General features: G+C 61.9%; 20 protein-coding genes. 3 read left to right on the forward strand and 17 right to left on the reverse strand.

Going from position 1 to position 25079, the window contains the following annotated elements; genetic code table 11:
• Positions 1–83 precede the first annotated feature (83 nt).
• The 5 genes from ypeB to H7C18_RS33235 form a co-directional block, all read right to left on the reverse strand.
• Positions 84–1424: a germination protein YpeB gene (gene ypeB, locus H7C18_RS33215; RefSeq protein ID WP_337914066.1), complete on the reverse strand. Its 1341-nt coding sequence runs from the start codon at positions 1422–1424 to the stop codon at positions 84–86.
• 112 nt (positions 1425–1536) lie between these two features.
• Positions 1537–1695, reverse strand: a complete 159-nt coding sequence (locus H7C18_RS33220) for a hypothetical protein (RefSeq protein WP_185133431.1) — start codon at positions 1693–1695, stop codon at positions 1537–1539.
• A gap of 84 nt (positions 1696–1779) precedes the next feature.
• On the reverse strand, positions 1780–2475 hold the full coding sequence (gene prsW, locus H7C18_RS33225; RefSeq protein ID WP_185133432.1) for a glutamic-type intramembrane protease PrsW: 696 nt from the start codon (positions 2473–2475) through the stop codon (positions 1780–1782).
• A gap of 176 nt (positions 2476–2651) precedes the next feature.
• On the reverse strand, positions 2652–3254 hold the full coding sequence (locus H7C18_RS33230) for a genetic competence negative regulator (protein WP_185133433.1): 603 nt from the start codon (positions 3252–3254) through the stop codon (positions 2652–2654).
• A 219-nt stretch (positions 3255–3473) separates the two neighbouring features.
• Entirely contained in the window at positions 3474–3827 is a 354-nt protein-coding gene (locus tag H7C18_RS33235) for a hypothetical protein (protein ID WP_185133434.1), read from the reverse strand.
• Positions 3828–4016: 189 nt separating this feature from the next.
• On the opposite strand from H7C18_RS33235, the gene H7C18_RS33240 reads away from it, so the two are divergent.
• Positions 4017–4877, forward strand: coding sequence for a polysaccharide deacetylase family protein (locus tag H7C18_RS33240; RefSeq protein WP_185133435.1), 861 nt, complete (start codon positions 4017–4019; stop codon positions 4875–4877).
• A gap of 83 nt (positions 4878–4960) precedes the next feature.
• Here H7C18_RS33240 and H7C18_RS33245 read toward each other — a convergent pair whose 3' ends face one another.
• Together H7C18_RS33245 and H7C18_RS33250 are read right to left on the reverse strand one after the other, a co-directional pair.
• Positions 4961–5266: a hypothetical protein gene (locus tag H7C18_RS33245; RefSeq protein WP_185133436.1), complete on the reverse strand. Its 306-nt coding sequence runs from the start codon at positions 5264–5266 to the stop codon at positions 4961–4963.
• Positions 5263–5862 (reverse strand): CPBP family intramembrane glutamic endopeptidase, encoded by a 600-nt coding sequence (locus H7C18_RS33250; RefSeq protein WP_185133437.1) that lies wholly within the window; start codon positions 5860–5862, stop codon positions 5263–5265. Before H7C18_RS33250 ends, H7C18_RS33245 begins: the two co-directional genes overlap by 4 nt.
• A 94-nt stretch (positions 5863–5956) precedes the next feature.
• On the opposite strand from H7C18_RS33250, the gene H7C18_RS33255 reads away from it, so the two are divergent.
• Together H7C18_RS33255 and serA are read left to right on the forward strand one after the other, a co-directional pair.
• Entirely contained in the window at positions 5957–6883 is a 927-nt protein-coding gene (locus H7C18_RS33255) for a hypothetical protein (RefSeq protein WP_185133438.1), read from the forward strand.
• A 202-nt stretch (positions 6884–7085) separates the two neighbouring features.
• Positions 7086–8678, forward strand: coding sequence for a phosphoglycerate dehydrogenase (serA, locus tag H7C18_RS33260; protein ID WP_185133439.1), 1593 nt, complete (start codon positions 7086–7088; stop codon positions 8676–8678).
• A gap of 457 nt (positions 8679–9135) precedes the next feature.
• Here the strand turns inward: serA and H7C18_RS33265 are convergent, their stop codons facing one another.
• From H7C18_RS33265 to H7C18_RS33310, 10 genes are read right to left on the reverse strand one after another with little or no spacing between them, the layout of a single operon-like run.
• On the reverse strand, positions 9136–10629 hold the full coding sequence (locus H7C18_RS33265; RefSeq protein WP_185133440.1) for an FGGY-family carbohydrate kinase: 1494 nt from the start codon (positions 10627–10629) through the stop codon (positions 9136–9138).
• Between the two features lie 34 nt (positions 10630–10663).
• Positions 10664–12550 carry a beta-N-acetylhexosaminidase gene (locus H7C18_RS33270; protein WP_185133441.1) on the reverse strand — a complete coding sequence of 629 codons (1887 nt, stop codon included), beginning with the start codon at positions 12548–12550 and terminating at the stop codon, positions 10664–10666.
• 9 nt (positions 12551–12559) lie between these two features.
• Positions 12560–15841 (reverse strand): FAD-dependent oxidoreductase, encoded by a 3282-nt coding sequence (locus H7C18_RS33275; RefSeq protein WP_185133442.1) that lies wholly within the window; start codon positions 15839–15841, stop codon positions 12560–12562.
• A 29-nt stretch (positions 15842–15870) separates the two neighbouring features.
• Positions 15871–17997 carry a Sip1-related alpha-galactosidase gene (locus tag H7C18_RS33280; RefSeq protein ID WP_185133443.1) on the reverse strand — a complete coding sequence of 709 codons (2127 nt, stop codon included), beginning with the start codon at positions 17995–17997 and terminating at the stop codon, positions 15871–15873.
• 33 nt (positions 17998–18030) lie between these two features.
• Positions 18031–19020, reverse strand: a complete 990-nt coding sequence (locus H7C18_RS33285) for an ROK family protein (RefSeq protein WP_185133444.1) — start codon at positions 19018–19020, stop codon at positions 18031–18033.
• Positions 19017–19646: a D-sedoheptulose-7-phosphate isomerase gene (locus tag H7C18_RS33290; RefSeq protein WP_185133445.1), complete on the reverse strand. Its 630-nt coding sequence runs from the start codon at positions 19644–19646 to the stop codon at positions 19017–19019. Before H7C18_RS33290 ends, H7C18_RS33285 begins: the two co-directional genes overlap by 4 nt.
• Before the next feature lie 37 nt (positions 19647–19683).
• On the reverse strand, positions 19684–20967 hold the full coding sequence (locus H7C18_RS35905) for a four-carbon acid sugar kinase family protein (RefSeq protein ID WP_185133446.1): 1284 nt from the start codon (positions 20965–20967) through the stop codon (positions 19684–19686).
• Positions 20964–21635 (reverse strand): class II aldolase/adducin family protein, encoded by a 672-nt coding sequence (locus H7C18_RS33300; RefSeq protein WP_185133447.1) that lies wholly within the window; start codon positions 21633–21635, stop codon positions 20964–20966. The genes H7C18_RS35905 and H7C18_RS33300 overlap by 4 nt, the downstream gene beginning before the upstream one ends.
• Before the next feature lies 1 nt (position 21636).
• Positions 21637–24069: an alpha-mannosidase gene (locus tag H7C18_RS33305; RefSeq protein WP_185133448.1), complete on the reverse strand. Its 2433-nt coding sequence runs from the start codon at positions 24067–24069 to the stop codon at positions 21637–21639.
• A 56-nt stretch (positions 24070–24125) separates the two neighbouring features.
• Positions 24126–25040, reverse strand: coding sequence for a class II fructose-bisphosphate aldolase (locus H7C18_RS33310; RefSeq protein WP_185133449.1), 915 nt, complete (start codon positions 25038–25040; stop codon positions 24126–24128).
• Between the last annotated feature and the right edge of the window lie 39 nt (positions 25041–25079).

Raw genomic sequence — 25079 nt, forward strand, 5'->3', positions numbered from 1 at the left:
ATAACCCCGCAAAGCGGACCTGAGCTTTGAAGCGTGCTCAGGCACTTTGCGGGGCCCGAAACTTCAAACCGAGAGGAAGCGGATTACTTCAGCAGCGCCCTGACCGTCTCGGGAATGCTCTCGACCGTCTCTTCCACGCCGGTATCGGCATTGATGTAGATCCGGTACTTGCCTCCGTTCACGGTACCCGTGAACTCGTGGCACAGCACATCCTTATTCTCTTCGTTCTCGATGACGGCCAGATTGTAGCTGTCCACCCGGAAGTCGGAATGAAGCGCCTTTTGGGCTTCGTCCTTGCTGATCTTCGGCGTCATATTCGGAAGTGTCTTCGGCGCGAATACATGGTCCGTCGCCTGCAAGCCGACCGCTTCTCCGTTGTCGAGGGCAACCCGGACCGTGACCTTGTCCGGATAAATGCGCACATTGTCGCGAAGACCGACGAACGTAAACACCGCGACATGATCGTACTCGTCATAGGAGACGGGCGTCATGTCCTTGTAGCCGTGGCGCTGCAGGAATTGCGAAGCCTGCGTGCGGGCGGCGGCGAAATCGAGCTTCCGGGTCTGAACGGGCCTCGGATCCATGTACCACAGCAGTTCTCCGCCCTTGCGGGTATAGTCGAGCTGAATGGTTTCGCCCCCTGCTCCCTGCACCGACGCCGTATAGCTCGGGAGATCGGTTTTCTGGCCGTTCTCCGTCACTTGGACGCCCTGAACGGGGCCTACCCCTTTCGTCACGCTAAGGAACTGTTCCGCCTTGCGCTTGACGTCATCCGGCGTCGTATCCGAGCCCGACAGCATCTTCACCGAGCGAACGCGCTTCGCGGACATCATCGACGGTCCCCAATCGTTCTCCGGATAAGAGCCGATCTTCTTGTCCACCGCCTTGAAGCCGTCGATAATCGTGTTGTTATGAGGCTCGTCCTTCCCCGCCATCGCCACTTCCACGTCCGTCCAGCGAAGATGATCGTTCAGGACGGAATCCTGGATTTTCCCCAAGTCTTTGTTGATGTCGACCGCTTTGGCATAAAGCGACTTCATCGTTTTGATCTCGCTTTCGGAGAGCGGCTGCTTGGTCAAATCCCGCACGGACGTCCGGTAAGAGAAATCGGAGATCCGCGACAGGAAATCGCCGGTCTTGTTAAAAGGCAGCATCGCCAACGGAAGCTGATTCACTTCTTTCTGGGCGTCGCCGGTCAAGCGCCATACCTTCACCAGACCTTTGCGCTGAGCGCCCTGGGAGACCGAGGAGACGGCCAGCGTCTGGCTCAATTCGTCCTGAAGCCTTCCCATATGGTTGGTCAAGTCATGGAATGCCCGCTGATACTGATTCTCCGCCTTGATCAGGATGGCGTTCTTCTCCTGATGCTCCTGATAGCCCCACATGATCGCTCCGATAAACAGCAATGCCGCGATCGGAAACATCACCGAACTTAACCGCCCATACATGAAAAGCCGACCCCTTTCATTCCCAGACTGCCGTTCGGCGTTAGTGTGGGAAGTCGGAGCCGACTTTATTCATGCCGCCGGGGCGGCTTCAAGCATGATTCTCTTCGATTTCGAAATCGTCCGCATTGCTGCACAGGCACATCTTGAAGCCCGTGTCGATGCGTCCGCGTTCCCTGCGTCCCCGCAGGACGAACTTCTCTCCGCAGCGGTTGCAGCGGATGGTGACTTTTACCCGTGATGCCGTCATCGCCCATTCCCTCCATGCTTGACCGGCCAAGAACGCTCTTGGCCTATTATCGCCGTCTTCTAGCATGAAGTATGGACCGATCGGTCAAGGTTTAACCTCTTCCTCCCGTTTGAGGAGCCGGAACGGCGAGATCGCGTTCGCCCGATTGACGCTGCGGATGCCCCTCAGCCAGAGAAGGAACATGAACGGAACCATGATCCACAACCAGCGGGACGGAACCGTCTGCATCAGAAAATCATACAGGCCGTGAGCGCCTATCGGAAGCGCCAGCGCCAATGCCAGGTGAAGCTTGCTTCTTCGGCCGGACGAGAATTTTGCCCTCCCCATCGAATACCCCATAAAGACGCCGAACAAAGCATGGCCCGATACGGGGAGAAGCGCCCGGGCAAGCAGCATGCCGAACGTTACGGTCTCGGTGAACGCGTACAGGACGTTCTCGAGCGTGGCGAAGCCAAGCGAGACGGCCGTGGCATAAACGATGCCGTCATACGGCTCGTCGAATTCGGTATGGTTATAGATGATATGGAACAACACGAACCACTTGATAAATTCTTCGATGCCGGCCGAGATCAGGAAGGAAAACGCGAAAGGCGATTCTCCCAGCCATAGCGTTAGCGCCCTTTGGACGATCATGACCGGTAGCACGGTCAGCGCCCCGGTCAGGAACAGCTTGATGACGATCGGCAGCGGTTCGGCGTCGTAACGGTCTTTCCAGTAGAAGTAAGCCAGCAGTGCGATGCCGGGAGCGATCGCCGCGGCCAGTACGGAAAAAAGAAGCAATCGCTTCCCCCCCTTCCTTCTCTCATTATACATGGTCGGGCGCTTGCTTACATCCACCGTTTCATGGAGATGCCGAATGCAAAAACGGACATTTTGCCGGAACGCTGGGCGTTCGTGTCAAAATGTCCGTTCGTTACGAAACCGGAAATCGGGAGACCGGGCACCGAAGCTTCTGTTTATGCAAAATGTTCGGACAACACCTTCACGGCGTCGGAGGCGATCACCAGCTCGCCGTATTCCTCCAGGACGGCGGGAGTTACGGAAGTCGCCTCCCCGTACTCGGCCAAGACGGCGATCAACGCGTGATAAGTCGCTCCTTCCAGTCCGGCGGGATCGAAGCACAGAACCCATTGGTTCTGATACCGGTACATCCTTCCTTCTCCCGTCAGATGGGAGTTGAGCGTCTTGGCGGCCCCGATGGCGTCTTCAATATCCCGGAAACGATATATAATGGCCTCGCTCTGCTCGAGCGTTACTTCCATTTCGTACACTTCTTCGTCGGCCTCCTCGTCCGAAGACGAGTCCGCGTCGCGATCCAGCTTGCCTCTCGTTACGATCACGACCATTCCTTGCGCGGGCATCGCGAATACTTCCACCGCAAGCGGTCCGGATGCGTCGAAGCCAAGCTCGTTGTAAGCTTGATCCATCATCTCGCTGAACAGCTCGTGAACCTTCGGAATTTCGCGCCACATGTCTTCTTTCTGAATCCCGCGTTCCGACAGATCGTCGAAGGTAAGGAAAATCCTAATCTTGTCTTGGCTAAGCCGCTCCATCCTCATGACAGGATCCTCCTTCTGCACACGATGGGTGATAACAGCGTATGACGTGGCATATAATGTGTGATTCAATTGTGCTTTTACAACATGTTATCACTTCTCTTCCTGAAATGCACTAGGGAAAACCACCGAAAAGCAAAAAAACGGCGCCGGTCCGCCTCGATCCACGAGGCGGGCCGATGCCGCTGCCGGTCTCGCTCCGTTTCGGACAAAAAGTCCGACTCAGATGCGGTGATGCTCGCTTTGTTCCAAAATCTCGTTCACGTGGCGCTGCACGTCGGAATCCTGAGACGCGATCCGGGCGACCTCGTCAAGCCCGCCCCGTGAGGAAGAGCTTGCTTTGCGCTCGTCGCGCCGACCTTCACGGCCATCTTCCCGGTCGTGATGATCTTTCTTCCATTGATGATCCCCGTCGCCGAACCGCCAGCTCATCATGCGTCCGACGGACTCCTCTTTCATTCCCCTCATGCGATTGCCCAGTTGGCCGGCCGCCATCGACAGCATGCCGTTTCTCCGACACATCATGACGAGCGCCGCTCCGGCCAGTCCGCCCATAACGAAAGCTCCGATTTTCACCTGAAGTCCCTCCTGTTCTGATGCATCCTTCAGAGGGATGCCCGCCCTCTTATTGTGGCTTCCGGGCGTCCGCTCATGCGCCATCAAAATAAGGAAACGCCGCCAGTGCCCGCTAAAGAACGGATATGATAAAATCGGAGGAAAATCGACGTTGTTCACCATGCAGCCCCCAAGGAGGAAATCCGAAGCATGAAACGCTTTGCCGCCGTCATCGCCGTTCCCGTCCTGCTCTTCTCTTTGCCCGCCTGCGGCAGCGGGCCGAGCCCGATCGCATCTCACGCCGTCGCGTCAGCGTCGTCTTCCGCATCCTCTGCGGAATCGGCATCGCTTTCTCCGCTTCCCTCTACGCCTCCGGCTGCGGCGGAAGCTTCCGTTCCGGCATCCGGGAAGAAAGCCGCGCCTTTGTACCGGATGAATAAAAATTACGATATCGTGCCCATCGATCCTGATTCGGTTTCCGCCAAAGTCGTGCTGCTCACGTTCGACGACGGCCCGAAGGCCGAAGCGACGCTGAAGCCGATACTCGATACGCTGGACAAGCACCGTGCCAAGGCGATCTTCTTCGTGAACGGATTCCGGGTTCAAAAGCATCCCGGGCTGCTGAAGGAGATCGACGAACGCGGGCAGACGGTCGGCAACCATACTTGGAGCCATGCGATGCTCGGCAAAGAGAAGCCGGACAAAGTCCGGGAGGAGATCGGCAAGACGCAGGATATCGTAAAGGAGACGATCGGGAAGACGCCGGTTTTCTTCCGGCCGCCCAACGCTTCCGGGAACGCGGATACGCACGCCGCCGTCAAGGAGTATGGCATGCTCTATATGACCTGGTCGGTCGGCTCTCTCGACTGGGAGATGAGCGGCGACAAGATCAAGGACAAGACCGCCGCGATCGTCAAGAACGTCTCGGAACAGCTTCACTCCGGCAGCAATATTCTGATGCACGAGCTCCCCTGGACGGGAACCGCGTTGGATGCCCTGCTAACCGACCTCGAGAAGCGCGGCTACTCTTTCGTCGATCCGCGGAGCATCGACACGGCCACTTCGAAATAACTGCCGGTATTTACGGAATCGTTCAGGGGCTCCCCCAAAAGTAACCGGTATAAGCTGCGGAGCTTCGCTTCACTTTTGGGGGATTAGTTTTGCTGAACCAGCTTGTTGCCCCACCAGAGCAGCGTCGCCACGAGCGCCGTGAACAGCACGACGAGCGCCCGGTAAAACCAACGGGACCATTTGATGCGCCTGGACGGATGGACGGAGGCTCGCGGCGGCATTCCCGTCTCCGGGATGCCCGACGCGGCCGCCGTCATGGCGATGGCCAGTTCCAGTTCCTCGATCGTCAGCGGCACTTCTTCCACCGACGGGCTATCCGGCTCCTCGAGTGCGATACGCTTCGCTTCCCGATAGCTGGCCCACACCGAAGAACCTTCTTCGTCTATCATGACTTCATTTCCCTCCGCAAACGTATGATAAGCCCCATGATCAGATCGATCAGGAAATGAGCGGCGATCGGCGCCCACAACGTGCCGGCATGGATGTACACCCAACCGAGCGCGTAGCTGATGGCGAACACCATGCCGGTCGGAATCCAATGCCGCAGGTAGCGCACGTGAATCGCCGCGAACAGAATGCTGGTCCAGTACGGACCGAACGAGCTTTGCACCGCGCCCCGGAACAGCAGCTCCTCGCATACGCTGACGATCGCGCAGATCAGCACGATATGCCAGATCGGGCGGCCGCGGAAAATCCGCTCGTTGATGCCCCCGTCTTCCATCGCTTCCTCCGGCGTCCAGCGCGAGACGAGCAGGTCCAGCAGCACGACCGCCAATGCGAGTCCCGCCGCCCAAACCGCGAACCGATAATCTTCCGGAAACCTGAATAAAAGGATCGCATTTCTCCCCTGAAAAATTACCCATAGCATGCCGATAATGAAAGTAATGCCCTGCGTGGCGTACAAATTGATCAGCAGCAGCCGCTCGCTGATCTGGTCCGCCGAGACGCTGCGCACCTTCAAATTGCGGATGTCGAATTTTCTCATGTTCCCTCTGCTAGCCTTCATTTTTGATATTGTGAGAATGAGGCCGGATTCACTATACTAGACCTACTACATTGACGGTAAAGAGGAGTAAATGATGGAAAAACGTCTGTCTCGAATGGATCTTTTGTTCGCCTTGGGTTTCCTGTTCATGCTCATCGTTGCGGTGGGCGCTTTTTTCTATGGCGTCAAGGTCGGTTCAACGGAAGCCGAAAGCCGCTATACGCAAGCCAACGGTACGACCGATGTCGCGGTTAAAGCGCAGACGGCGAACGCCTATCAGCTTCAAGATCTCGTATCTTTCTATCATACCGTATTTTTGCCTTATCGTGAATTCGTGACCGAATGGCAGGATGCCAAAGCCAAGTGGCTCGGCGACGCCACGACCGACCGCTCTTCCGCGTTGAAAGAGCTTGTCAAGTCTGCCGAATCGAAATACGATGAAATGAAGGTTGCTTATATCCCGCCGGTATCGCCGCTGCTGAAGCAATCCCAGGACCAGTATTTGAAAAGCCTCAAGCTATACCGGGACTCCTTGTCCGACCGCGTCTCCAAGGGCAACGACGGAGCGGCTTCGCTGCTGATCGAACAAATCGCCGGAGACGCCTATTATAAAGAAGGATTAAAATTGGGACTGGCTGCGCAAGAGCAATACTACGACTCCATGGTTCAGTGGGCAGCCACCGTGAATATCGATATCCCGAACAATCCCGTCGGCTCCACCTCGCTCGGATTGACGTCCTGGAAGGTGCTCCCGCTCGTTCTGAAAAATCGGATCTCCGCCCTTTACTTGCAGGAGCAATCGATTCAAGGCGCATTCCTGCCCCAGGACTTGACCGCGAGAATCGACACGTTCCTCGCTTCCGGTCAAGCGGAGAAGATGAAGCTGAAGTCCGTGTCTTCCGTCGCCGATCTGCTCGTTCAGACCGACGCGGTGCGCGGCGGCGACTTTCTCGGGGCCAAGGATCGCTTCTACTCGAAGCAGCTGGTTCCGCAGCTCCCGTTCTTTTTCCCGGACAATTAACGACAGATATCGGGACGATCGGCAGGAATTGCGAACAATTCGCCATTGATTTGCCTGTCTCCATGCTATAAAATGAAAAATGCCGTAAAGCACGCTTCGGATGCAATACCACCCTTAAGCGCACCGTTTGTTCGCCGGGATGCGGACGACGGAGAGGCTGGGGGTGTTTTCTATTATCCTTGAACCAGTAGGGGGCTTTTTCATGTTTAAGGTACTCGTATCCGACCCGATCAGCGATCTCGGGATTTCTCTTCTGGCGGAAGCGCCGGATGTCGCCATCGATAAGAAAACCGGCTTGTCCGAAGACGAGCTGGTCGCCATTATCGGCGAATATGACGCCTTGCTCGTTCGCAGCCAGACCCGCGTCACCGACCGGATCATGACGGCCGGCAAGCAGCTCAAGGTCATCGGCCGCGCCGGCGTCGGCGTCGACAATATCGATCTCGAAGCGGCCACCCGCCGCGGCATCGTCGTCATCAACGCGCCGGACGGCAACACGATCACGACCTGCGAGCACACGTTCGCCATGATGATGGCGCTCGCCCGCCATATTCCGCAAGCTTACCTGAAGACGGTCGGCGGCGAATGGGACCGCAAGTCGTTCGTCGGCGTCGAGCTCCGCAACAAAGTGCTCGGCGTGCTCGGCATGGGCCGCATCGGCAGCGAAGTGGCCGCGCGCGCCAAAGCGTTCGGCATGACCGTGCTCGGCTACGACCCGTTCCTGACCGAGGAGCGCGCCGAGAAGATGGGCGTTCGTCTGGCGACGGTGGATGACGTGATCCGCGAGGCCGACTTCATCACCGTGCACACCCCGTTGACGCCGGAGACCCGCCACATGATCGGCAAAGAGCAGTTCGCCCGCATCAAGAAGGGCGTAAGGCTCGTCAACTGCGCGCGCGGCGGCATCATCGACGAACAGGCGCTGGTCGAAGCGATCGACGCCGGCATCGTCGCCGGAGCGGCGTTCGACGTGTTCGAAGAAGAGCCCCCGAAGCCGGATCATCCGTTCCTGACCCATCCGAAGATCATCGTCACCCCCCACCTCGGCGCCTCCACCGTGGAAGCGCAGGAGAACGTGGCGATCGACGTCTCGGAGCAGCTGCTGCACATCCTGCGCGGAGAACCGTACAAGAATGCGGTGAACATGCCTCCGGTGCCGGCCGACGTGCTGGCCAAGCTGGAGCCTTACTTCTCTTTCGGACGGAAGCTCGGCAGCTTCGCGTCGCAGATGGCCGACGGAGCCGTGAAAGAGATCGTCGTCGGTTACTCCGGCGAACTGGCTGACGTCGACACCCAGCCGCTGACCCGCTACGTGGTGCAAGGCGTTCTGGCCCACCATCTCGGCTCGGACCAAGTGAACGCCGTCAACGCGATGCACCTGGCCAAGACGCGCGGCGTCAACGTCGTCACCAACAAGTCGCACACGAGCAAGGGCTTTACGAGCCTCGTCTCGGTTACGCTCCGGACGTCCAAGGAAGAGCGTACCGTCGCCGGCGCCCTGCTGAACGGCTTCGGCGCCCGCATCACGCAGATCGACCAATATCCGGTCGACGTCGCGCCGGAAGGCCACATCCTGCTTGTCTCCCACCAGGATAAGCCGGGCATTATCGGCCGCGTCGGAACGCTGCTCGGCACGAACGACGTCAACATCGCGACAATGCAGGTCGGCCGGAAGCTCGTCGGCGGTGCCGCCATCATGGCGCTCGGCGTCGACAAGGCCGTTCCGAAGGAAGTGCTCGCCGAAATCGCGGGCCTGCCGGAGCTGACCACCGCCAAGGAAATTCATTTGGTCTAAACTATACTTTCGCCAAGTCTGCGGGTCTGGGATGCGATGATTTCGATCGCTTCCTCGAACCCGTTTTGCTTTTGTGATGTTTTGCATCGCATCCGGGGCTCATGCCGCCTGCTCACTCGCTCCTTGCGATGATTTGCATCGAAAGCGAAGCCTTACGCCGCCTCTCTCCGCGCTATCGTGCGACGATACGATGATTTACATCGCATCCGGGGCTCATGCCGCCTGCTCACTCGTTCCTTGCGATGATTTGCATCGCAAACGGATGCCCTGGATTCGCTTGCTCTGAATTTCATATCAATCGTCGGAATACGAAAAGCCCGCAAGCGCGCACTTGGAAGGCAAGTGCCGTTTGCGGGTTTTTGCATGGCGATGGATTGGGCACGAGGGTACGTACCTACTATAAGCCAAGTGTCGATGGGGTCGGCCGTGATCAGTCGCGCACAGTACGCCGCATCTTCTATCCCAGCGTGTCGATGCGTTTGGCAGCCGGCAGGCGAGCGAGGAAATCTTCCTCGAACAGCCGCCGGTAGGCAAGATGACGGTCATTGTCGGGCTCATACGAGACAGAATCGGACGCTTTGAGCGCTCGGGCCGCGGCTTGAAACGAGCCGAAAACGCCGACCGCGACGCCGGCCGTCAGGGCCGCGCCAAGCAGCGTCGCTTCGGCGGCGCCCGGTACCGCGAGCGGGATGCCGGAGACGTCGGCTTTGATCTGCATCCAGGCGGCGTTCCTCGTTCCGCCTCCGACGACACGCATCCCGGCGGCGGGTCGACCGCCGACACGTTCGGCTGCCCGGCGCATCAGCTCCAGCTGATAGGCGTTGCCTTCCAGCACGGCTTTCAGCAGATCGCCTTTGCCGTGTCTCGACGTCAGCCCGGCGAACGAGGCGGTTGCCGTCGGATCCGGATAGGGAGCCCCGCTCCCCGACAAGTAAGGGAAAAACACAATGCCCGTCGGTCCCGGCGAGGTCCTCTCCAGCAGCGCCATGAGAGCGTCGTAACCGGCACCGTCGTCCGCGATCAAGCCGCGAAGCCATTCGACGGCGCCGCCCGACGAGGAATGGCCGCCCATCCAGAACATCCGGCCCGGCACCGGGTGAAGCCCGAAAGACAGGCCGGACGCAGCATCGGATTCCCCGAGCTTGCGCTCGGGGAACGTGCCGACGAGCGTCTCCGCCGTTCCCATCGAATTGTACGCCCCGTCCTGTTCTTCGCCAAGAACGGCCAGCGAAGCGCAAACATGGTCGTGGCCGGCCAGAGCGACGGTCGTCCCAATGGGCAGGCCGAGCCGGCCGGCCAGTGCGGCCTCGAGCATGCCGACCGGTTCGCCGGCGGGCAGCACGGGCGGCAGCAGCTTCGGATCGAGGCCGAAATGGCGGAGCAGCGGCACGTTCCATTCGCGGCGGTCGATCCGATAAGCGAGCGTACGGGCCGCCAGCGTCGGATCTTCGGCGATACGGCCGGTCAATCGATAGGCCAGATAAGCGGAGACCGACAGCCAGACGGCGCCGGCGAGCGCATCCGGCTGCCTCTCTTGCAGCCACAGCAGCTTGGCCAGCCCCTGCTTGAACGATGGAGCGAGACCGGATTGGGCGAAGAGCTCCCGCGCGTCGGTCTCTTGCCCGATCCGTTCGGCCTGAGCCGACGCGAACGTCTCGAACCAAGGAAGAACGGGAGTCCGCGCTCTGCCCGTGCCGCGGTCCAGCAGCAGCCCGCTCTCGGCCATGCTCGTAATGCCGATTGCGCGCACGGCCGCTCCTCCGGCCGCCTCCGCCGCCTCCCGAATCAAGTTTGCAGCCGTTTCCCACAGACGCTCAGGCTCGTAGACGACGATGCCGGAAGCTTCCCGAGTCTTCGGATTCGGCCTCGAGACGAGCGACAAGGCGCCGCCGTCTTCCCGAAACACTCCCGCCTTCAGGTTCGTCGTGCCGATGTCGATGGCGAGCAGCATGCTTCGATTCCCTTCTTTCCATACGGCGCCAGGATCAACCGGAGAACGCTCCGGCCGTCACGATGCGGTGGTAAGCGCCCCTGCCCAGCGCCCCTTGGGGCATGACCCACGGCGCGTCGTAATAAAGCCGCTCTTCCTCCAGCTCCTCGATCCGGTCCGCCTCGCCGGACAAGTAATCGCCGATCCGCGCGCGCGCCGTCTCCAGACGGGAGAGCAGCCCGCCGTACCGGATGTCGATCGCTTCCCATCCGAACGGTTTGTTCTCGCGAAGCCAGTTCTTTCGGTGCAGCTTCCGCAATTCGTCGATGCCGAGGCCGAGCTCGCCCAATTCGCCGGAGATGGCGGAGAGGCGCTCGCGGTCATCTTCGTCGTAAGCCGATTTGAGCCGGATGCCGATATCGCTTTTCGTCTTCAGCACCTGAGCGAGCTTCTCGTATTGAACGAACAGAGCGCTCCAAGGGCCGCCGCGGCGCGCCGCCTGGGCCATTTTTTCCGCCAATGCCTCATAGTGTCCGCTCATCGGCAAATCGCGAACGTTGACGTCGTAGAGCCCGATCAACACATCCTGCCAAAGAAGGAACTTGGACGGATTGGACTCGTGCATGTTGCCGGCGGAGACTCCGGGCGTCTCGTCGAATTCGTTCAGCGCCAGGAAATCGGCCAGCTCGGCGGAAGCGCAGAGCTTCAGCCGCCGCTCCAGCTCGGCGCGATCCACCTCGTCCGCGTAGCCGTGCTCGGCGAACAGCGCGATGCCGGCCAGGCCGGCGAAGACGCTCGTCTCCGCTCCGTTGTCCCCCCACATGGTCGCGAACGCGTCGCGGACGCCTTCGTCTTTGCAGGCGCGCAGCGCCGCTTCCGTCGTCGCGATCGTTTTGCCGTAATTCGGCGCCAGGCTGCCCCACGTCCAGACGCCGCCGGCGAACACCGGAGCCGAGCCGAACGCCTGATGCTTGCGGATAAACTCGCGGTAGAACGCCGGATCGTCGTGATAGTAGTCCCAATACACATACTGAACATTCCGGGGCATGGACTCCACGACGTCTTGCGGGATTTCCGCGTTCAAATCGTAGTAGCCTCCCGTAGCGGAACCAAGACGGAAATACATGTCGCTCCAAATCATCGGCGACAGCCCGAACTCTTCGCAGATGGAGACGACTCGGCGAAGGTGCTCGTTCATGATATCGAATCGTTTGCGGTAGCCGTTGCGGTCGAGATACCGGCCGAGCCCGAGCTGGTGCGCCTCGTCCATCCCGATATGGATCGCCTTGCTGCGCAGCGGAGAGCTGGCGGCCCGAATCATGTCGCGGATAAAATCGTACGTTTTCTCTTCGCCGGCGAGAAGAATATCCGGCGTGTCGCGAACGTCCGCCGCATAGTTCCACTTGAGCGCTTCCGTCAGATGGGCGAGCGTCTGGATGCATGGAACGATCTCGACGCCGAGCAGAGCCGCGTAATCGTCGCATTCCTTCAGCTCTTCCGCCGTATAACGGCCGCGCATGTAGCCGAAATAAGGGTACCCGGGAACCTCGAACGTATCCTCCGTGTACAGCATAAAGCGGTTCAAGCCGAGCAAGGCCATCGTCCGCAGCAGCCGTTTCACCGAATCGGTCTTCAGGACCGCGTTGCGCGAGACGTCGGCCATAACGCCGTTCGTATCGAAGCGCGGACGCTCGATGCGTTCGAAGTCGTCTTTTTCCCGTCTGAGCTGAACCCACAACCCGAGCGCCCGAAAAAAGTGAACCGGCTCCTTCCAGCGGATACGTCCCCGGCCGTCCCGGCACGAAGCTTCGATCGTTTCGTCCGTCGAACGTTCGACCGCGATCTCAATGCCATCGCCGGCGAGCTCGACGCCCAGTTCCTCCGCGAGCAGGCCGATTCCCGCCTCGAAGGCTGCAATGTCACCCGTCAAATGAATTTTCATGCTTGTTCCTCATTTCTTTTCGCAAACTTGTCGCAGCAGCGTCTCGCTGGCCGTCTCGATATCGAGGCGGACGTCGAACGGCCGCAGCCGCAACGTCGATCTCGCCGCGTTCAGCCATGCGGTCCAAACGTCCGGCTCCTTGGGAAGGCATTCGCCGCTCAGTCTCCGGAGATGCTGCAGCGCCTGCTTGGACAGCAGCGAGCGGACGTCGGACAAATACCGGATCAGCACTTCGTATCCTTCCGGACTGCCGCAGCAAGCGAGCGCCCGGCCGATCGCCAGCTCGAGCATCGCCCGGCGCTCCAGGAAATAGTCCGGCTGATAGCCTTCTCCGGACTGCTGGTCTCTCAGATAGGGAATCCGGCGCAGCTGCTCCAGCACCGGTACGGCATCCGGATCCCCCAGCCGTTCGGCGCCTTGGCAAACCGCATCCACGTAGTAGAACAGCCCTTTCCACGTGTCCTTGAAATCATCCTCGCTCGGCCGGAGAAGCTCGGCCGCCCGCCGCCAGACGGCGATCGCCCGCCGATCCTTGGCCTGCGCCAGGGAGTACAGCAAGTATGCCGCGTCCGGCATCGCTCCATGATCGGGCGGCAGCTGCACGTACATGATGTCCGCCGTGCGGGGCGGCAGTTCGGCTCCGTTCCATTCGCCCAGGATCGCCTCGACGAGGGCGGGAACGCCGGCGTTCGAGCCTACCATGGCCAGTGCTTGCGCCAGCCGGATTCGTCTTGTGCCCTCGGAACGGCCTAGCGCCCGCTCGAGGAACGGAACGATGCGCGGACCGACGGAGCAAATCTCGACGAACGGGATCGGGCCTTCATAGATTTCGTTCATCCGCATGTTCGAATATTCGTACAGCGGCATGTCCGCTTCGATCGAGTCGACCAGCCGCTCGAGCTCCTCGTCGGTGTATGCGATCGGGCAAAGCGTCCGATCGGCCGCGTTCCCGGGCAGCAGCCCTTCGGCGGCGAGCCGGCGCTGCAGAGGGGGCAGATCGATGCCGCGCAGCGACACGCCCGCGCGGACCGCCTGAACGGCCGCAAGAGCAGCGGCCGCGCCGAGGTTCTCCAGATCGGCCTGCATCCGGATGGCGGGCAGGGCGTCATGCGTCGCCGAGATCGCCTTGCCGGCCAGAAGAAGGCCTTCCAGTCCTTCGGGCAGCAGCATCCGGTAGGGAATTTCGATCTCCAGATTGGGCGGGATGAGCCCTACGTTCACCCAATCCGCGCCGCTGACGCCTTTGACGTCGTGGTTGCTGAAATGAACGTTGATGACGTCCGGCCAGCGGCGCTGCAGCAGCTGGTCCGTCAGCTTCATGACGACGTCGCCCTTGATATGGCGGCTTTCGCGCGTCGCCACGTAAGCGCCGTGATCGTGGACGTCCGTCCCCCGTCTGCGGCCGGCCAGAATGGCTCGCGTATAGTCGAGCGCGTTCGAGACGTCGACCATGCTGGTGAAGTTGTTCTGAATTTTGTTCGGCGCCGTAAACTGGGCGAGCGAATACCACATGACGGCGTGGTCCTTCTCGGAGCCATAGACGAACGGAGCCCCGGCGAAGGCCGCCGCGTCGCCGTCGCCTGTCGCGTCTATGGTCGCTTCGGCTGCGATCGCCACGGGTCCCCATCGCGTCGCCACGACGGCTCCCGCCACCCGATTCCCCCTCATCAGCACGCCGAACGTAATCGCGTTGAGCAGCAAATCCACGCCGCCGCGCAGCGCTTGTTCGAGCAGGACGTGCATCTTGGCTTCAATGTTCCATTTATGTCCCTTATAATGAAGCTCGCGCTCCAGCGACAAGACCGCTTCCTGAATCCGGGCGGCGTATCCGGCCTTGCGTCCGAACCAGTAGCTGTCCACGCCGCCGAACGTGCCGGTCCCGCCCAATCCGGAATTGAGGTCGACAAGCGCCGTCCGAACGCCTTCGCCGGCCGCCGTGATCGCGGCGCACGCGCCGCTGGAGCCTCCTCCGAGCACGAGCACGTCCACGCTCTCCAGCACCGGCAGCGACGCGGCGCTCGCCTTTTCCAACGGAAAAACGCCGTCCGCCTCGCCGAGCGAGGGAATTCGAACGACGATGTCCCCGTCCGCTTCGGTTGCGTCGGCCGGCCCCGGATGCGCACGGTCGGCAGGTGACGAATACGTCCGATCGGCAGGCGACGGATGCGCATCCCGGATCCCTGCTTCAGACTGCCCCGCCGCGGCCGGTTTGGCCGCTTCTTTCGCCATCTCCCGCCCCAGCCGCTCGCCTAGAGAGGCGGCGCCAAGCGGATCCAACCACTCGCCCGCCGCATCCCGCCGAATCGACCGGACGCCGGTCGCGCGAACGGCCGCCTCGCCGGCAAGCTCCTCCTGCGCTTCGCTGATTCCCAAGCCCGCCACATCCAGCGGGAACGGGCCGTACAGCTCGTGCGAGGAAGCGCTCAGCACCGCTTTGCGGAACGACTCCTCTCGCTGCAGCAACCGGATCGCGAGCCGCATGCTCCGCACGCGGGCTTCGGCTTCCCGATCGCGATTCGCCGCCAATCCGTTCGCCCCGCTCAGCTCCAGGCCGAACTCGACGTAGACGTGGCCGCGTCCGCGATAGCCTTGACGAAGCCGGACGGCGTTGCCGGCGACGCCCGCTTCTTCCTCCACCGGAAGCGTTCGCGAATCGCCCGGCTCGAGATCCGCATCGACGCCCGCGAATTCCAGCGTCCGGTAAAACAACGCCTTCTCTCCGGCGACCCATCCGTTCTCGTCTTCTCCGCCAAGCGCCGCGATGAGCGCCGTCTCCGTCGCGTCGACGACCTGCCGGCAGCGGATCAACTGCCGCCCGGACTTATTGGCGATGACGATGCCGGTTATCCTGCCGTCCTTCTCTTCCAAGCCGACGGGCAGGGAGGCGTACAGGAACCGGACGCCCGCTTTTTCCAGCGCATCTTCGAGAGAGAGCTTCAGCCGGTCCGGATACAGCGGTACGCAATCGCCCCGGGCAAAGTCCGCACCCGATCCGGCGAGCTTCGATTCCGTCGCTTCCGAGCTTTCCGGCGCTTCCCCCCGGACTTGGGCGTTCAGCACATATTCGATCAGCTCCGGCATAGGCAGACCGTCCGCGGGAAGCTCCAGCCAAGGCCGCAGCGTCGCCGTCAGCTCCCGGCCCATATAGGTGCGCGGCTCGACGAGCCACACCCGCTGTCCCGACTTCACCAGCCGCAGCGCGCAAGCGATGCCGGCGAGCGAGCCGCCGGCCACGACCGTATCCGCTTCGCCCAGCACCGGGATTTGGGCGGCTTCGGTGTTCAGACGCATGCGGGTCCCTCCTTCGTGTTCGACATGCTTCATGCCGTCGCGATCTCGATCCGGACGGGCCCCGCGGCCCCGCGGCAATCCACGGCAAACAAATCTTCTCCCGCCTGCGAGAACGCCGTCTCTTCCCCGTTCACGTGAACCGAACGAGGCATCGTTCGAGCCGCGAAAACAAACTCGCCGCCTTCGCGAAGAATCGCTTCCGCCGAATGTCCGTTCATCCGAAAGCTTTGAACCGCCGCGGCGGATACGTATTTGTCCGCGAGACCGACCGGCGTCACCGGCCCCAGATCCGGCACGATCGTATAAAGCGCATAACCGCCTTCCTCAAGCCGCAGCTCGCGCCGTTCGTCCGCTTGCATGCGCACGCAATCACGGGAGAAATGCTCGTACGCGACGAACGACTCGCCTTTCAGGCCCGGCACATCGCGCGGCCCGATCGTTCCGGCGACCGGCGCGGCGTCCCGGTGAATATGGAACGCGGCCACGACGCCCGCTCCGCCGGCTGTATTCCACAGCTTGAGCGGTACCGCCGCTTCCGTCGGGTCGATGAGCAGGCAGTCCTCGGTCGGGTTCGCCACCGCGTCGCAGCGGATGATCGTTCCGTCCGCATAGATCAGCGGCAGCACTTTGGCCGGGTCCGTCCGTCCCGGCGCATCGCTGATATAGACGGGGCCGCCGCTGACCGAGCGCAGGACGGCGTTCTGCACGTCATCGTGATTTTGCGTCCAGAACATATCCCAGTCGCCCCAATAGAACGCCCCGTGATAGAAAGAGTTGTAGCCGTTCTGCAAGGCGTGTTCGGGGAAGCCCCGCTTTTCCTGCGGCACGAAATCGTCGCTGCTTCGCGATACGGCCGACTTCGGGCGGTGCCAAATGTTTTCGGCCGCCATGCCCATGCAGTTGATGACCGTGTCGTTGAAATGGAGCGCGACCGAAGCTTCCAGCGCCTCGTGCGCCGCAGCCGCCGCCTCGCCCGCCGGGCGCCGTTCCTGCAAGTAGTTGAGCACCGCGCTTTGGCTGTCCACCTTGACGAAGTCGACGCCCTGACGCCGCAGGAAGCCGTGCCATGCGTGCCAGAAGCCGAAGCCTCTCCCTGCATCGGGATAAGGAATCAAGTTGCCCCGCGGTACCCGGTAGAGCGAATCGCGGTGCGCATGGGCAATGCCGCTGTTCTCGCGAATGCCGCCCCAATAGCCGGCGATCGTGTGCCACACGCCGACGTGGCGGATGCCGAAGCGGTCTTTGAGCGCCGATACGGCTCGCTTCAAGCCGCCGGGGAACTTGACGGGGTCGGCTTCGAACGAGACGAGCTCGCCGTCTTCGACCTGCGACCAGCCGTCGTCGATCATGACCCAGCCGACAGGCAGCCCGAGCTTCTGCAGCTCCTCGGCTTTGGCGAGCAGATCATCTTCGTTCACCTTGTGATAAAAAGCGTCCCAGCTGCACCAGCCGAGACGGTCCAGGATCTCCGGATACGTCTTGCGCTCGCGCGGCCATGTCGGAAAATCGAGCTCCTTCAGCGCCGCGCCGACGTTGCCCTCGACGAGCCGGTAAGGATCTTCGCCCGTCGACAGGACGAACGCCAGCGTCTCGCAGCGGGTTCGCCCGCTCTGGTAAGACGATACGTGAAGCGCGACCGCGCTCTCCCCGGCGCCCGCGGCTTCCGTGCGGCACTCCGGTCCGACGACCGGAAGCAGATGATAATAGCCGGACGCCGTCTTCCACAGCACAGATTGGGTCCGGGCGGGCAAGTTCGCCCAATCCTTATCGAAAAAGGGGCGCGTCCACCAGTCTTTATGCTGGTAATTCGCCATCAGCCCGGAGGCCGGCTCCGACGGGCGCAGCATCACGACAATGCCGCTGCGGGCGGCGAACGCCTTTTGCCGGCCGAAAGCGTTCTCGTTTCGCGCTTCTCCGCTGACGAACGCCAGCGCGAACCTCGCATAGCTGCGGAGGTCGAGACGGACGCGAACGGTATCGTCCCCGTTGCGATAATGGAACGACGATTGCCGGTAAGTCCCTTGGCCGTCCTCTCCGGCGCTATGCTCCGTTCCCGCCGGAGCCAGGTCGACTGCCGACGCTTCCCCATCGAGCCGTGCCGCGACGCCTAACGGTCCGAAGATGCCGGACGCTCCCGTTGCCTCAAATTCAAACATAACTGGCCTCCCCGAGAATGTATTGGTCAAGCCTTAAGATCTCTCGTCTTCGAGCGCCTGCATCGCCACGGACAAGCTGGCCGCGTCGCCGACGTGCTCGCCGAGCCCCGACGGAACGACCTCGCAGGCCTCCAGCGACGGAGAAAGCGCCTCGCGTTCCAGCTCTTCCCGAACGAGCGGCTCGAGCACCGCACGCTGCCTCGCGTAAATGCTGCCGATGACGATTCGCTCGGGATTGAGAACGTCCACGAGCACCGCCAGCCCTTGACCGAGCTTCCGGCCGACGATGCCGACCGCTTCGCGCGCCAGCTCGTCGCCGGCTTCGGCCGCCTCGAACACGGCTTGGGCCGTGATCTCCTCTAGCCGGTCCGGATGTTCGGCCAGAGCGCTTGCTCCGCCTTCGCCCAGACGGGCTTCCGCCATCCGTCGGGCCAACCGAGCAATGCCGCCGCCGCTGCAGAAGCCTTCGAACGAGCCGGCTTTGCCATAGCCGACGGGTCCGTCCGGCGCAAGCCGCATATGTCCGACTTCGCCAGCCATGTCGTTCGCTCCGCTATACAGCCTGCCGTTCAGGATCAAACCGGCTCCCATGCCGGTGCCGAACGTCAGGAAAATCACGTTCGACGCGCCTCGCCCCGCGCCCCACTTCCATTCGGCCAGCGCGCACGCGTTGGCGTCGTTCTGAAGCGCGACAGGCACGCCGAAGCGCCCGTGCAGCGGGCCGACCACGTCGATGCGGTCCCAGCCCGGCAGATTGGGCGGCGACAGCACGAGTCCGCTCCGGCTGTCCAGCGGACCGCCGCAGCTGATGCCGATCGCCCGCAGCGGTCCGTCGGCAGCCGCCTTTTCCAGCAGCTCGCTCAATGCGTCGCCGAATCTGCCGATCGCTTCCCCGGGCGTCGCCGGAGTCGGGAAGGCGCGCTTCTCCACGATCTCGACCGAGCCGCCGTCTTCGGACGTCCTGCCCAGGACGGCCGCGCATTTGGTCCCGCCGATATCGAAGCCCCCCAGCAGCACGCTCATGCAAAAAAAGCCTCCTCGAGCATCATGCACAGCACATGATAAATCGGAAGATGCCGCTCCTGAATGTCGGGCGTTCGGTCATAAGGCACGCGAATGACGACGTCGCACAGCTCCTTCAGCCTTCCGCCTCCCTGGCCGGTGAAGCCGATCGCGGTCATGCCGAGCGACTTCGCCACTTGCACGGCGCGCACGACGTTGACCGAATTGCCGGACGTGCTGAACACGACAAGCGTATCCTCCGGCCGGCCGTAGCCGTACACTTGCTGGGCGAACACCAAATCCGCCGCCACGTCGTTGCTGTAGGCCGTCGCCAGCGCGGTGTGGCTCACCAGCGAAATCGCGGGCAGCGCCCCTTGCAGCCGGTCGGCGATGTAGGCGCCCTCTTCGCCGTGAATCAGCATTTTCTCCCGCTCCGAAGGGCCGAGCGGGCGCTTGGACATGAAGCCTTTCATCAATTCCCCGACGACATGCTCGCAGTCGGCGGCGCTGCCGCCGTTGCCCGCGAGCAGCATTTTGCCGCCCTGGCCGAAAGACCGCTTTATCGCCTCGAACGCCCGGGCGACCGATTCGCGGCAGGGTTCCAGGTCGGGATACTTGACGAACAAGTCGTTCAAAATCTCGCTCATTTCCCAACACTTCCTCTCGAATGAATGGCTTGCCGAATTAGGGCAATGCGTTCAGATGCCCGATCGCTTTCGTGAAAAAACGCTCGCTGCCGAAGCTGCCGGATTTGAGCACCAGTCGGATCTGCGGTTCGCCGAGCGATAGGCACGACGGCAGTCCGGGCTCGATCTCCTTCAAGATGCGCAGACCGCCGATGCCGAGCCGGGCGCAGACGGCCGCCGAGGTCTCGCCGCCGGCCACCAGAAGCCGCCGCGTTCCGCTGGCGTCCACGACCATGGCCGCCGCATCGGACAAAGCCGCCGAGACAAGACGCGACACCCCGGCGTTGCTCAGGCCTAGCGCCGAAGCACGCCGCTTCGTCTCCGCGACTTTCTCCTTGTCATTAGAAGCGTAAAGCAAGGCGCTGCGCCCTGCCGCCAGCTCCGAGCAAACGGACCGTGCCTGTTCCGCCGCGTGGCGTTCCCTCGTTTCCTTTTCCAGCAGAAGAAAGGAATCCAGCTCGAACGCGGCGATGCCGTGCCGTATCGCATCCTCGACCTGCGCCGCCGTCTGCGGCATCAAGCTGCCGGCCACGCAAAAGACGCCCTCGGGCGCTTCCGGCACCGGAAGGCCCGGCTCGCCCGATTCCGCCGTCGGCTTCGGCAGGAGCAGCGCCAGTTCCTCGGACAAAGCGGAGCTGCCGCCGAGCAGCGGCTCCTCCCGAACCGCCTCGGCGATGATGCGGAGCGAATCCTGATCGCGGACGTCCAGAATCAGATACTGGCAGACGGACCGTTTACGCTCAATCTCCGCCCGCAGCGCCTCCGCTCCCTGCTCGACGATTCCGATCGGAATGCCGTCGACCGTTCGCTTCGTCTGCGATTGCAGGATACCGATCAGGTTCGACTCCGTCATCGGATGCACCGGATCGTGCCGGAATTCCGATTGCTCGAGCGGAACGCCCCGCACGTAATGGATGCCGTCCAGCGTCGTCCGGCCGTTCTTGGGGAAGCCGAGCACGATCACCATGAAGGAAGCGTCCAGCGCGTCCAGCATCGCGTCGAATTCGGCGCCGACGTTGCCCCGGAAAACGGAACAAGATTTGTTCAGGAACCGGCGGCAGCCGGCATCCCGCAGCGCGAGGGTGGCGGCACGGACTTTGCGGTACGCTTCTTCCGGGCTGTCCAGCCGCGAATTCGTGTCGACGACGAGCGCTTGCGGATGGCCTGGCGCCGCATCATCCAACGCTTCCAGCGGATACACATCCGTTGAAAGCCCCGCCTTGGCGTACATGATGCCGATATCGTTCGCTCCGGTAATATCGTCCGCGACGATGCCGATCACGTCTCCCACTTCCTTCTCGGCCGATAGCCGGATTGCTCGAGGAAACGGCGCCGGGTCGCGTCGGGCAGCTCCGCAAGCGGAATGCCGGCGCCGCGCGCTTCCACGACCATGCGGCACGCCGTCTCCAGCGTATGCAGCGCCATTCTCGCTTCCTTCAAGTTCGCGTCGTAGACGAGCACGCCGTGGTGCTCGAGCAGCAGCACGTTCGCGAGCTTCGCCTTTTCCCGGACCGCCTCGCCCAGGTCGAACGAGCCGGGATCGGCGTAGCGGACGCGCTCGACCCGTTCCAGATAGTACATCGTCTCGACGAAAAGGCCGGAAGGAAGCGGCTCGTCCGCGCAGGCGATCAACGTGCCGTAAAAAGGCGAGGCGTGCAGCACCGCGCCCACGTCCGGCCGCGACTCGTAAATTGCCCGGTGCATCGGCACTTCCTTGGACGGCTTCTTGCCCGGCGTCGCGGATGGCGCAGGTATGCCTTCCCCTAGGGAGCACTCGGCGAAGTCGTCCTCGCCGAGCTCGCCCAGGTACGTGCCGCTGGCCGTAATGAGGTAGCGGTCGCCGTCGGTCCGGGCGCTGATGTTGCCGGCGTTGCCCCAGGCGAGGCCGTAATCCATCATATAGCGGCCTGCCGCGCGCAGCTCCGCGAGCACTTCGTCCCGCCGCGTCATGCTATTCCAGCTCCCATTCGAGCAGATTGGTCTCCGTCACCGGCAGCTCCGGATTTCTAGGAATGCGGAACGTCTTGATCTCCGAGGGAGCGAACTCGGCGCGGATCGTCCGGCCGAACTTCGGCAGCGCGATCTCGGCGGAGGTCCGCTTCTTGTCCGTCTCGTAGCAGCGCACGATCAGGTCGTCGTTGTCCTCCGCTTGCTTGAGCGCGCTGACGATGATATTGCTTTTGTCGACGGTCGCGTAAGAGTCGGTCTGCGGCAGCTTGCCCTCGTGGTACGTCTCGATGACCGCCGCCGGCTTGCAGTTCAATTCGGCCGCGCGGCGCGGCGTTTCCGCCGTCTCCCATGTGCCTTCGTGCGGCAGGAGCGAGTACGAGAAGCGCTGAATGCCTTGGTCGATAAACGAATACTCGCCGTCCGGATCGGGTTCGTACGGCACGTGGTGCGCATAGATCGGGCTGCGCAGCACCGTCATAGCCAGCTCCTTGTTCAGAACGCTGTAGCTGTATTTGGCGTCGTTCATCAAGCTGAGGCCGTACACGCGGTTCGTGTCCTGCACGATGCCGGTATAATCGATCCAGCTTTGTCCCGGCTCTTCCTCGCCGTTATGCTCCCGTTCCATCGTGCCGTAAGGAATTTCGTACGTATGTTTGCTGAAAATGACGTTGACCGGGAAAACGAGCTTCAGCATTTTGAACTTCTCGCGCCAGTCCACCGTCACGTTCACGTCGATCTGATCGCGGTCCGGATACATCGCGAAGTCCTGAATCAGCTTCGAGCTGCCGTATTCGCTGACGACGCGGATGACCGACTTGACCGGCCCGTGCTCGATGCGGTGCACCTTCGTCGCCTTGAACTCTCCGGCGGAACGATGGAATTGCAGCACGTCGTGGCTCCACGTATCCGACGTGTCGTCGATGACGACCGGCTTCGCGCCCTCACCCTTGAACACCTCGTGATTCAGGCGCTTGTCGCGCAAGCTTTTGATGAAGCCGGTGCCGCGATCGAATTCGAGGCGAAGGTTTTGATTTTCCAGCACGAGGTCGCTTGCCAGGATCGGCTCGCCCACAGGCTTGATGGAAGCCGATTCGCGAACGAGCTTATAGGTGCGGTAGCCCAGGGAAGGCAGATCGGCGATAAAGCTGAGCCGGTAGCGGCCGCGCGCCGATGCCAGCGACTTCACCGTCTGGAACGGAACCGGATTGCCCTTGTCGTCGAGAAGAACGGCGCTGTCCTTCATGCCGCCGACTTCCAGTTCCACGTTCACGCGGCTCTCCCACGCATGCGGATTGAATACGACGATCGGCAGCATCGTCTCGTCCTGTTCGATGCCGATGTTCCAGGACAGCGATTGGACGGCGTAGTTCAGCGAACGGTCGGCGATCGCCATCGCTTCGCCGAACAAATACCGGGCGTCCTCGTAGGCCGGTTCGAGGCTCGTGCCGGCCAGAATGTCGTGGAACTGGTTGAACAGGACGTTTTTCCAGGCGCGGTCGAACTCCTTCGGATACGGCTGGCCCGTAATCCACGATGCAAGCGCCGAGTATTTCTCGGCCGCGAGCAGCCGGTTCTCCGCCTGCCGGTTCCACTGCTTGATGCCCGAATGCGCGGCATAGCAGCCGCTGGCGTGGTGCTGCAGGTCGTCGTGAACGACCGGGAACGACTGCCCCGACTTTTCCATGTCCCGGAAGTAGTTGTCCGGCGTCGAGAACTCCAGCTTGGGCAGGTCGGGCTCGTTGTTCAGCCGGCGGATGCTCTCGATATTTTCCTTCGTCGGACCGCCGCCGTGATTGCCGACGCCGTAGAACAGCATCAGGTCGTCCAGCGGTTCCTTGAACTCTCCGAGCGCGCGCCGCACGTGGTCGTCCAAGTCTTTGCCCCAGGACAAATACTCGAACATGATGCGGAACGTCAGCACCTTCGAGCCGTCGTCCGACTGCCACCAGAACAGCCGTCCCGGCAGCCCCTTCTCGTTCGGCATCGGACGCATCATGACGTAGTAGTCCATGCCGCTCTTCTTGAGGATCTGCGGCAGCATGCCGTTGTGGCCGAAGCTGTCGACGTTGTAGCCGACTTTGGCCGTCACGCCGAACTTTTCTTTGAAATAACGCTGCCCGTACAGCCCTTGGCGGACGAACGACTCGCCCCCCGGGATGTTGCAGTCCGGCTGGATCCACCAGCCGCCGACGATGTTCCAGCGTCCCTCCGCCACGCGGCGGCGGATCTCCTTGAACATTCCGGGATCGTTGTTCTCGACCCACTCGTACATCGCGGCCGAGCTGGACGTGAAGATGAAATCGTCCGACTCGTTCATCCGGTCGAGCGCGGAGCGGAACGTCGCCTTCGCTTCCTGAAAACCTTCCTGCCACTGCCACAGCCATACCGGGTCCAGATGCGCGTTGCCGATCATGTACAATTTCTTATCCTTCATGGGCTAGCTTCACTCCCGTGATCAATTTTGGGGAAAATGCGGCGGCGCGCGCCGGCTTACAAAACGAATCGTCCCGCCTCGTTCGCGCTGCAGACGAACCCTTCGATCTTCTCGAGGACGGTCCGAGTCACCGCTTCGCGGCCAAGCGCCAGACGGTCCGGGCTCAGCGCCTTGCACTCGGCGTTCGTCATCCGCTCTTCGCGGCCGAGCGCGGCCAGCAGCGACAGCTCGAGATCGGTGGCGATGTTGACCTTGCTGACGCCGCCGCCGGGCAGACGGAACGCTTGACGCATCATCTCCGCCGGAACGCCGGAGCCGCCGTGGAGCACGAGATGGACCGGGGTCAGCGCGCGGATGGCGGACAAGCGATCGTAGTCGATTTTCGGCTGCCTTACGTTATATACGCCGTGCGCCGTGCCGCACGAGACGGCCAGCGCGTCGACGCCGGTCAGGCGGACGAATTCCGCCGCTTCCCGCGGATCGGTGTACAGCTCTTCGTCCTTGTCGGTCTCGACGAAATCGGTCGTGCCGATCATGCCGAGCTCCGCTTCGACCGAGACGCCTCTCGCATGCGCATAGTCGGCCGCTTCCTTGCTGATCGCGGCATTCTCGGCGAACGGCTTCTCCGACGCGTCGATCATGACCGAAGTGAATCCGGCGTCGATCGCCTCGATGATCGTTCCCATTTCCTTCGTATGGTCCAGATGCAGCACGACGGGGACCGTAATGTTCCGCGCGTTCGCCTCTGCGTAGAACGTCTCGCCGAATTCGGCGGGCGTAATGCCGTAGCGCGCCAGCTCCTTCTGCGAAATTTGCACGATCAGCGGCGACGCCGCCCGTTGTCCCGCCTCCAGTACCGCGGCGATCATCGGCGTGTAGCGCGGCGAGAACGAACCGATCGCGAACCGGCCGGTCTCGGCCGTCTCCAGCGCTCTTTTTAAGGTGATCACGTTATGAGGTCTCGTTTGCATCGCAGGTTTCTCTCCTTCTCCAAAGTGCCTATTTTCTCT

This window comes from Cohnella zeiphila, from assembly GCF_014212055.1.
Taxonomy (GTDB): Bacteria; Bacillota; Bacilli; order Paenibacillales; family Paenibacillaceae; genus Cohnella; species Cohnella zeiphila.

Excerpts from the sequence above, each read along its gene's own strand:
- H7C18_RS33280 (WP_185133443.1), bottom strand. The coding sequence starts at position 17,997 with ATGTTTGAATTTGAGGCAACGGGAGCGTCCGGCATCTTCGGACCGTTA.
- H7C18_RS33305 (WP_185133448.1), bottom strand. The coding sequence starts at position 24,069 with ATGAAGGATAAGAAATTGTACATGATCGGCAACGCGCATCTGGACCCG.
- H7C18_RS33290 (WP_185133445.1), bottom strand. The coding sequence starts at position 19,646 with ATGAGCGAGATTTTGAACGACTTGTTCGTCAAGTATCCCGACCTGGAA.
- H7C18_RS33300 (WP_185133447.1), bottom strand. The coding sequence starts at position 21,635 with ATGACGCGGCGGGACGAAGTGCTCGCGGAGCTGCGCGCGGCAGGCCGC.
- H7C18_RS33230 (WP_185133433.1), bottom strand. The coding sequence starts at position 3,254 with ATGAGGATGGAGCGGCTTAGCCAAGACAAGATTAGGATTTTCCTTACC.
- H7C18_RS33310 (WP_185133449.1), bottom strand. The coding sequence starts at position 25,040 with ATGCAAACGAGACCTCATAACGTGATCACCTTAAAAAGAGCGCTGGAG.
- H7C18_RS33240 (WP_185133435.1), top strand. The coding sequence starts at position 4,017 with ATGAAACGCTTTGCCGCCGTCATCGCCGTTCCCGTCCTGCTCTTCTCT.
- H7C18_RS33250 (WP_185133437.1), bottom strand. The coding sequence starts at position 5,862 with ATGAGAAAATTCGACATCCGCAATTTGAAGGTGCGCAGCGTCTCGGCG.
- H7C18_RS33270 (WP_185133441.1), bottom strand. The coding sequence starts at position 12,550 with ATGAAAATTCATTTGACGGGTGACATTGCAGCCTTCGAGGCGGGAATC.
- H7C18_RS33245 (WP_185133436.1), bottom strand. The coding sequence starts at position 5,266 with ATGATAGACGAAGAAGGTTCTTCGGTGTGGGCCAGCTATCGGGAAGCG.
- H7C18_RS33265 (WP_185133440.1), bottom strand. The coding sequence starts at position 10,629 with ATGCTGCTCGCCATCGACATCGGCACGACGAACCTGAAGGCGGGAGTG.
- H7C18_RS33220 (WP_185133431.1), bottom strand. The coding sequence starts at position 1,695 with ATGACGGCATCACGGGTAAAAGTCACCATCCGCTGCAACCGCTGCGGA.
- H7C18_RS33285 (WP_185133444.1), bottom strand. The coding sequence starts at position 19,020 with ATGAGCGTGCTGCTGGGGGGCTTCGATATCGGCGGGACCAAATGCGCG.
- serA (WP_185133439.1), top strand. The coding sequence starts at position 7,086 with ATGTTTAAGGTACTCGTATCCGACCCGATCAGCGATCTCGGGATTTCT.
- ypeB (WP_337914066.1), bottom strand. The coding sequence starts at position 1,424 with ATGTTTCCGATCGCGGCATTGCTGTTTATCGGAGCGATCATGTGGGGC.
- H7C18_RS33255 (WP_185133438.1), top strand. The coding sequence starts at position 5,957 with ATGGAAAAACGTCTGTCTCGAATGGATCTTTTGTTCGCCTTGGGTTTC.
- H7C18_RS33275 (WP_185133442.1), bottom strand. The coding sequence starts at position 15,841 with ATGCGTCTGAACACCGAAGCCGCCCAAATCCCGGTGCTGGGCGAAGCG.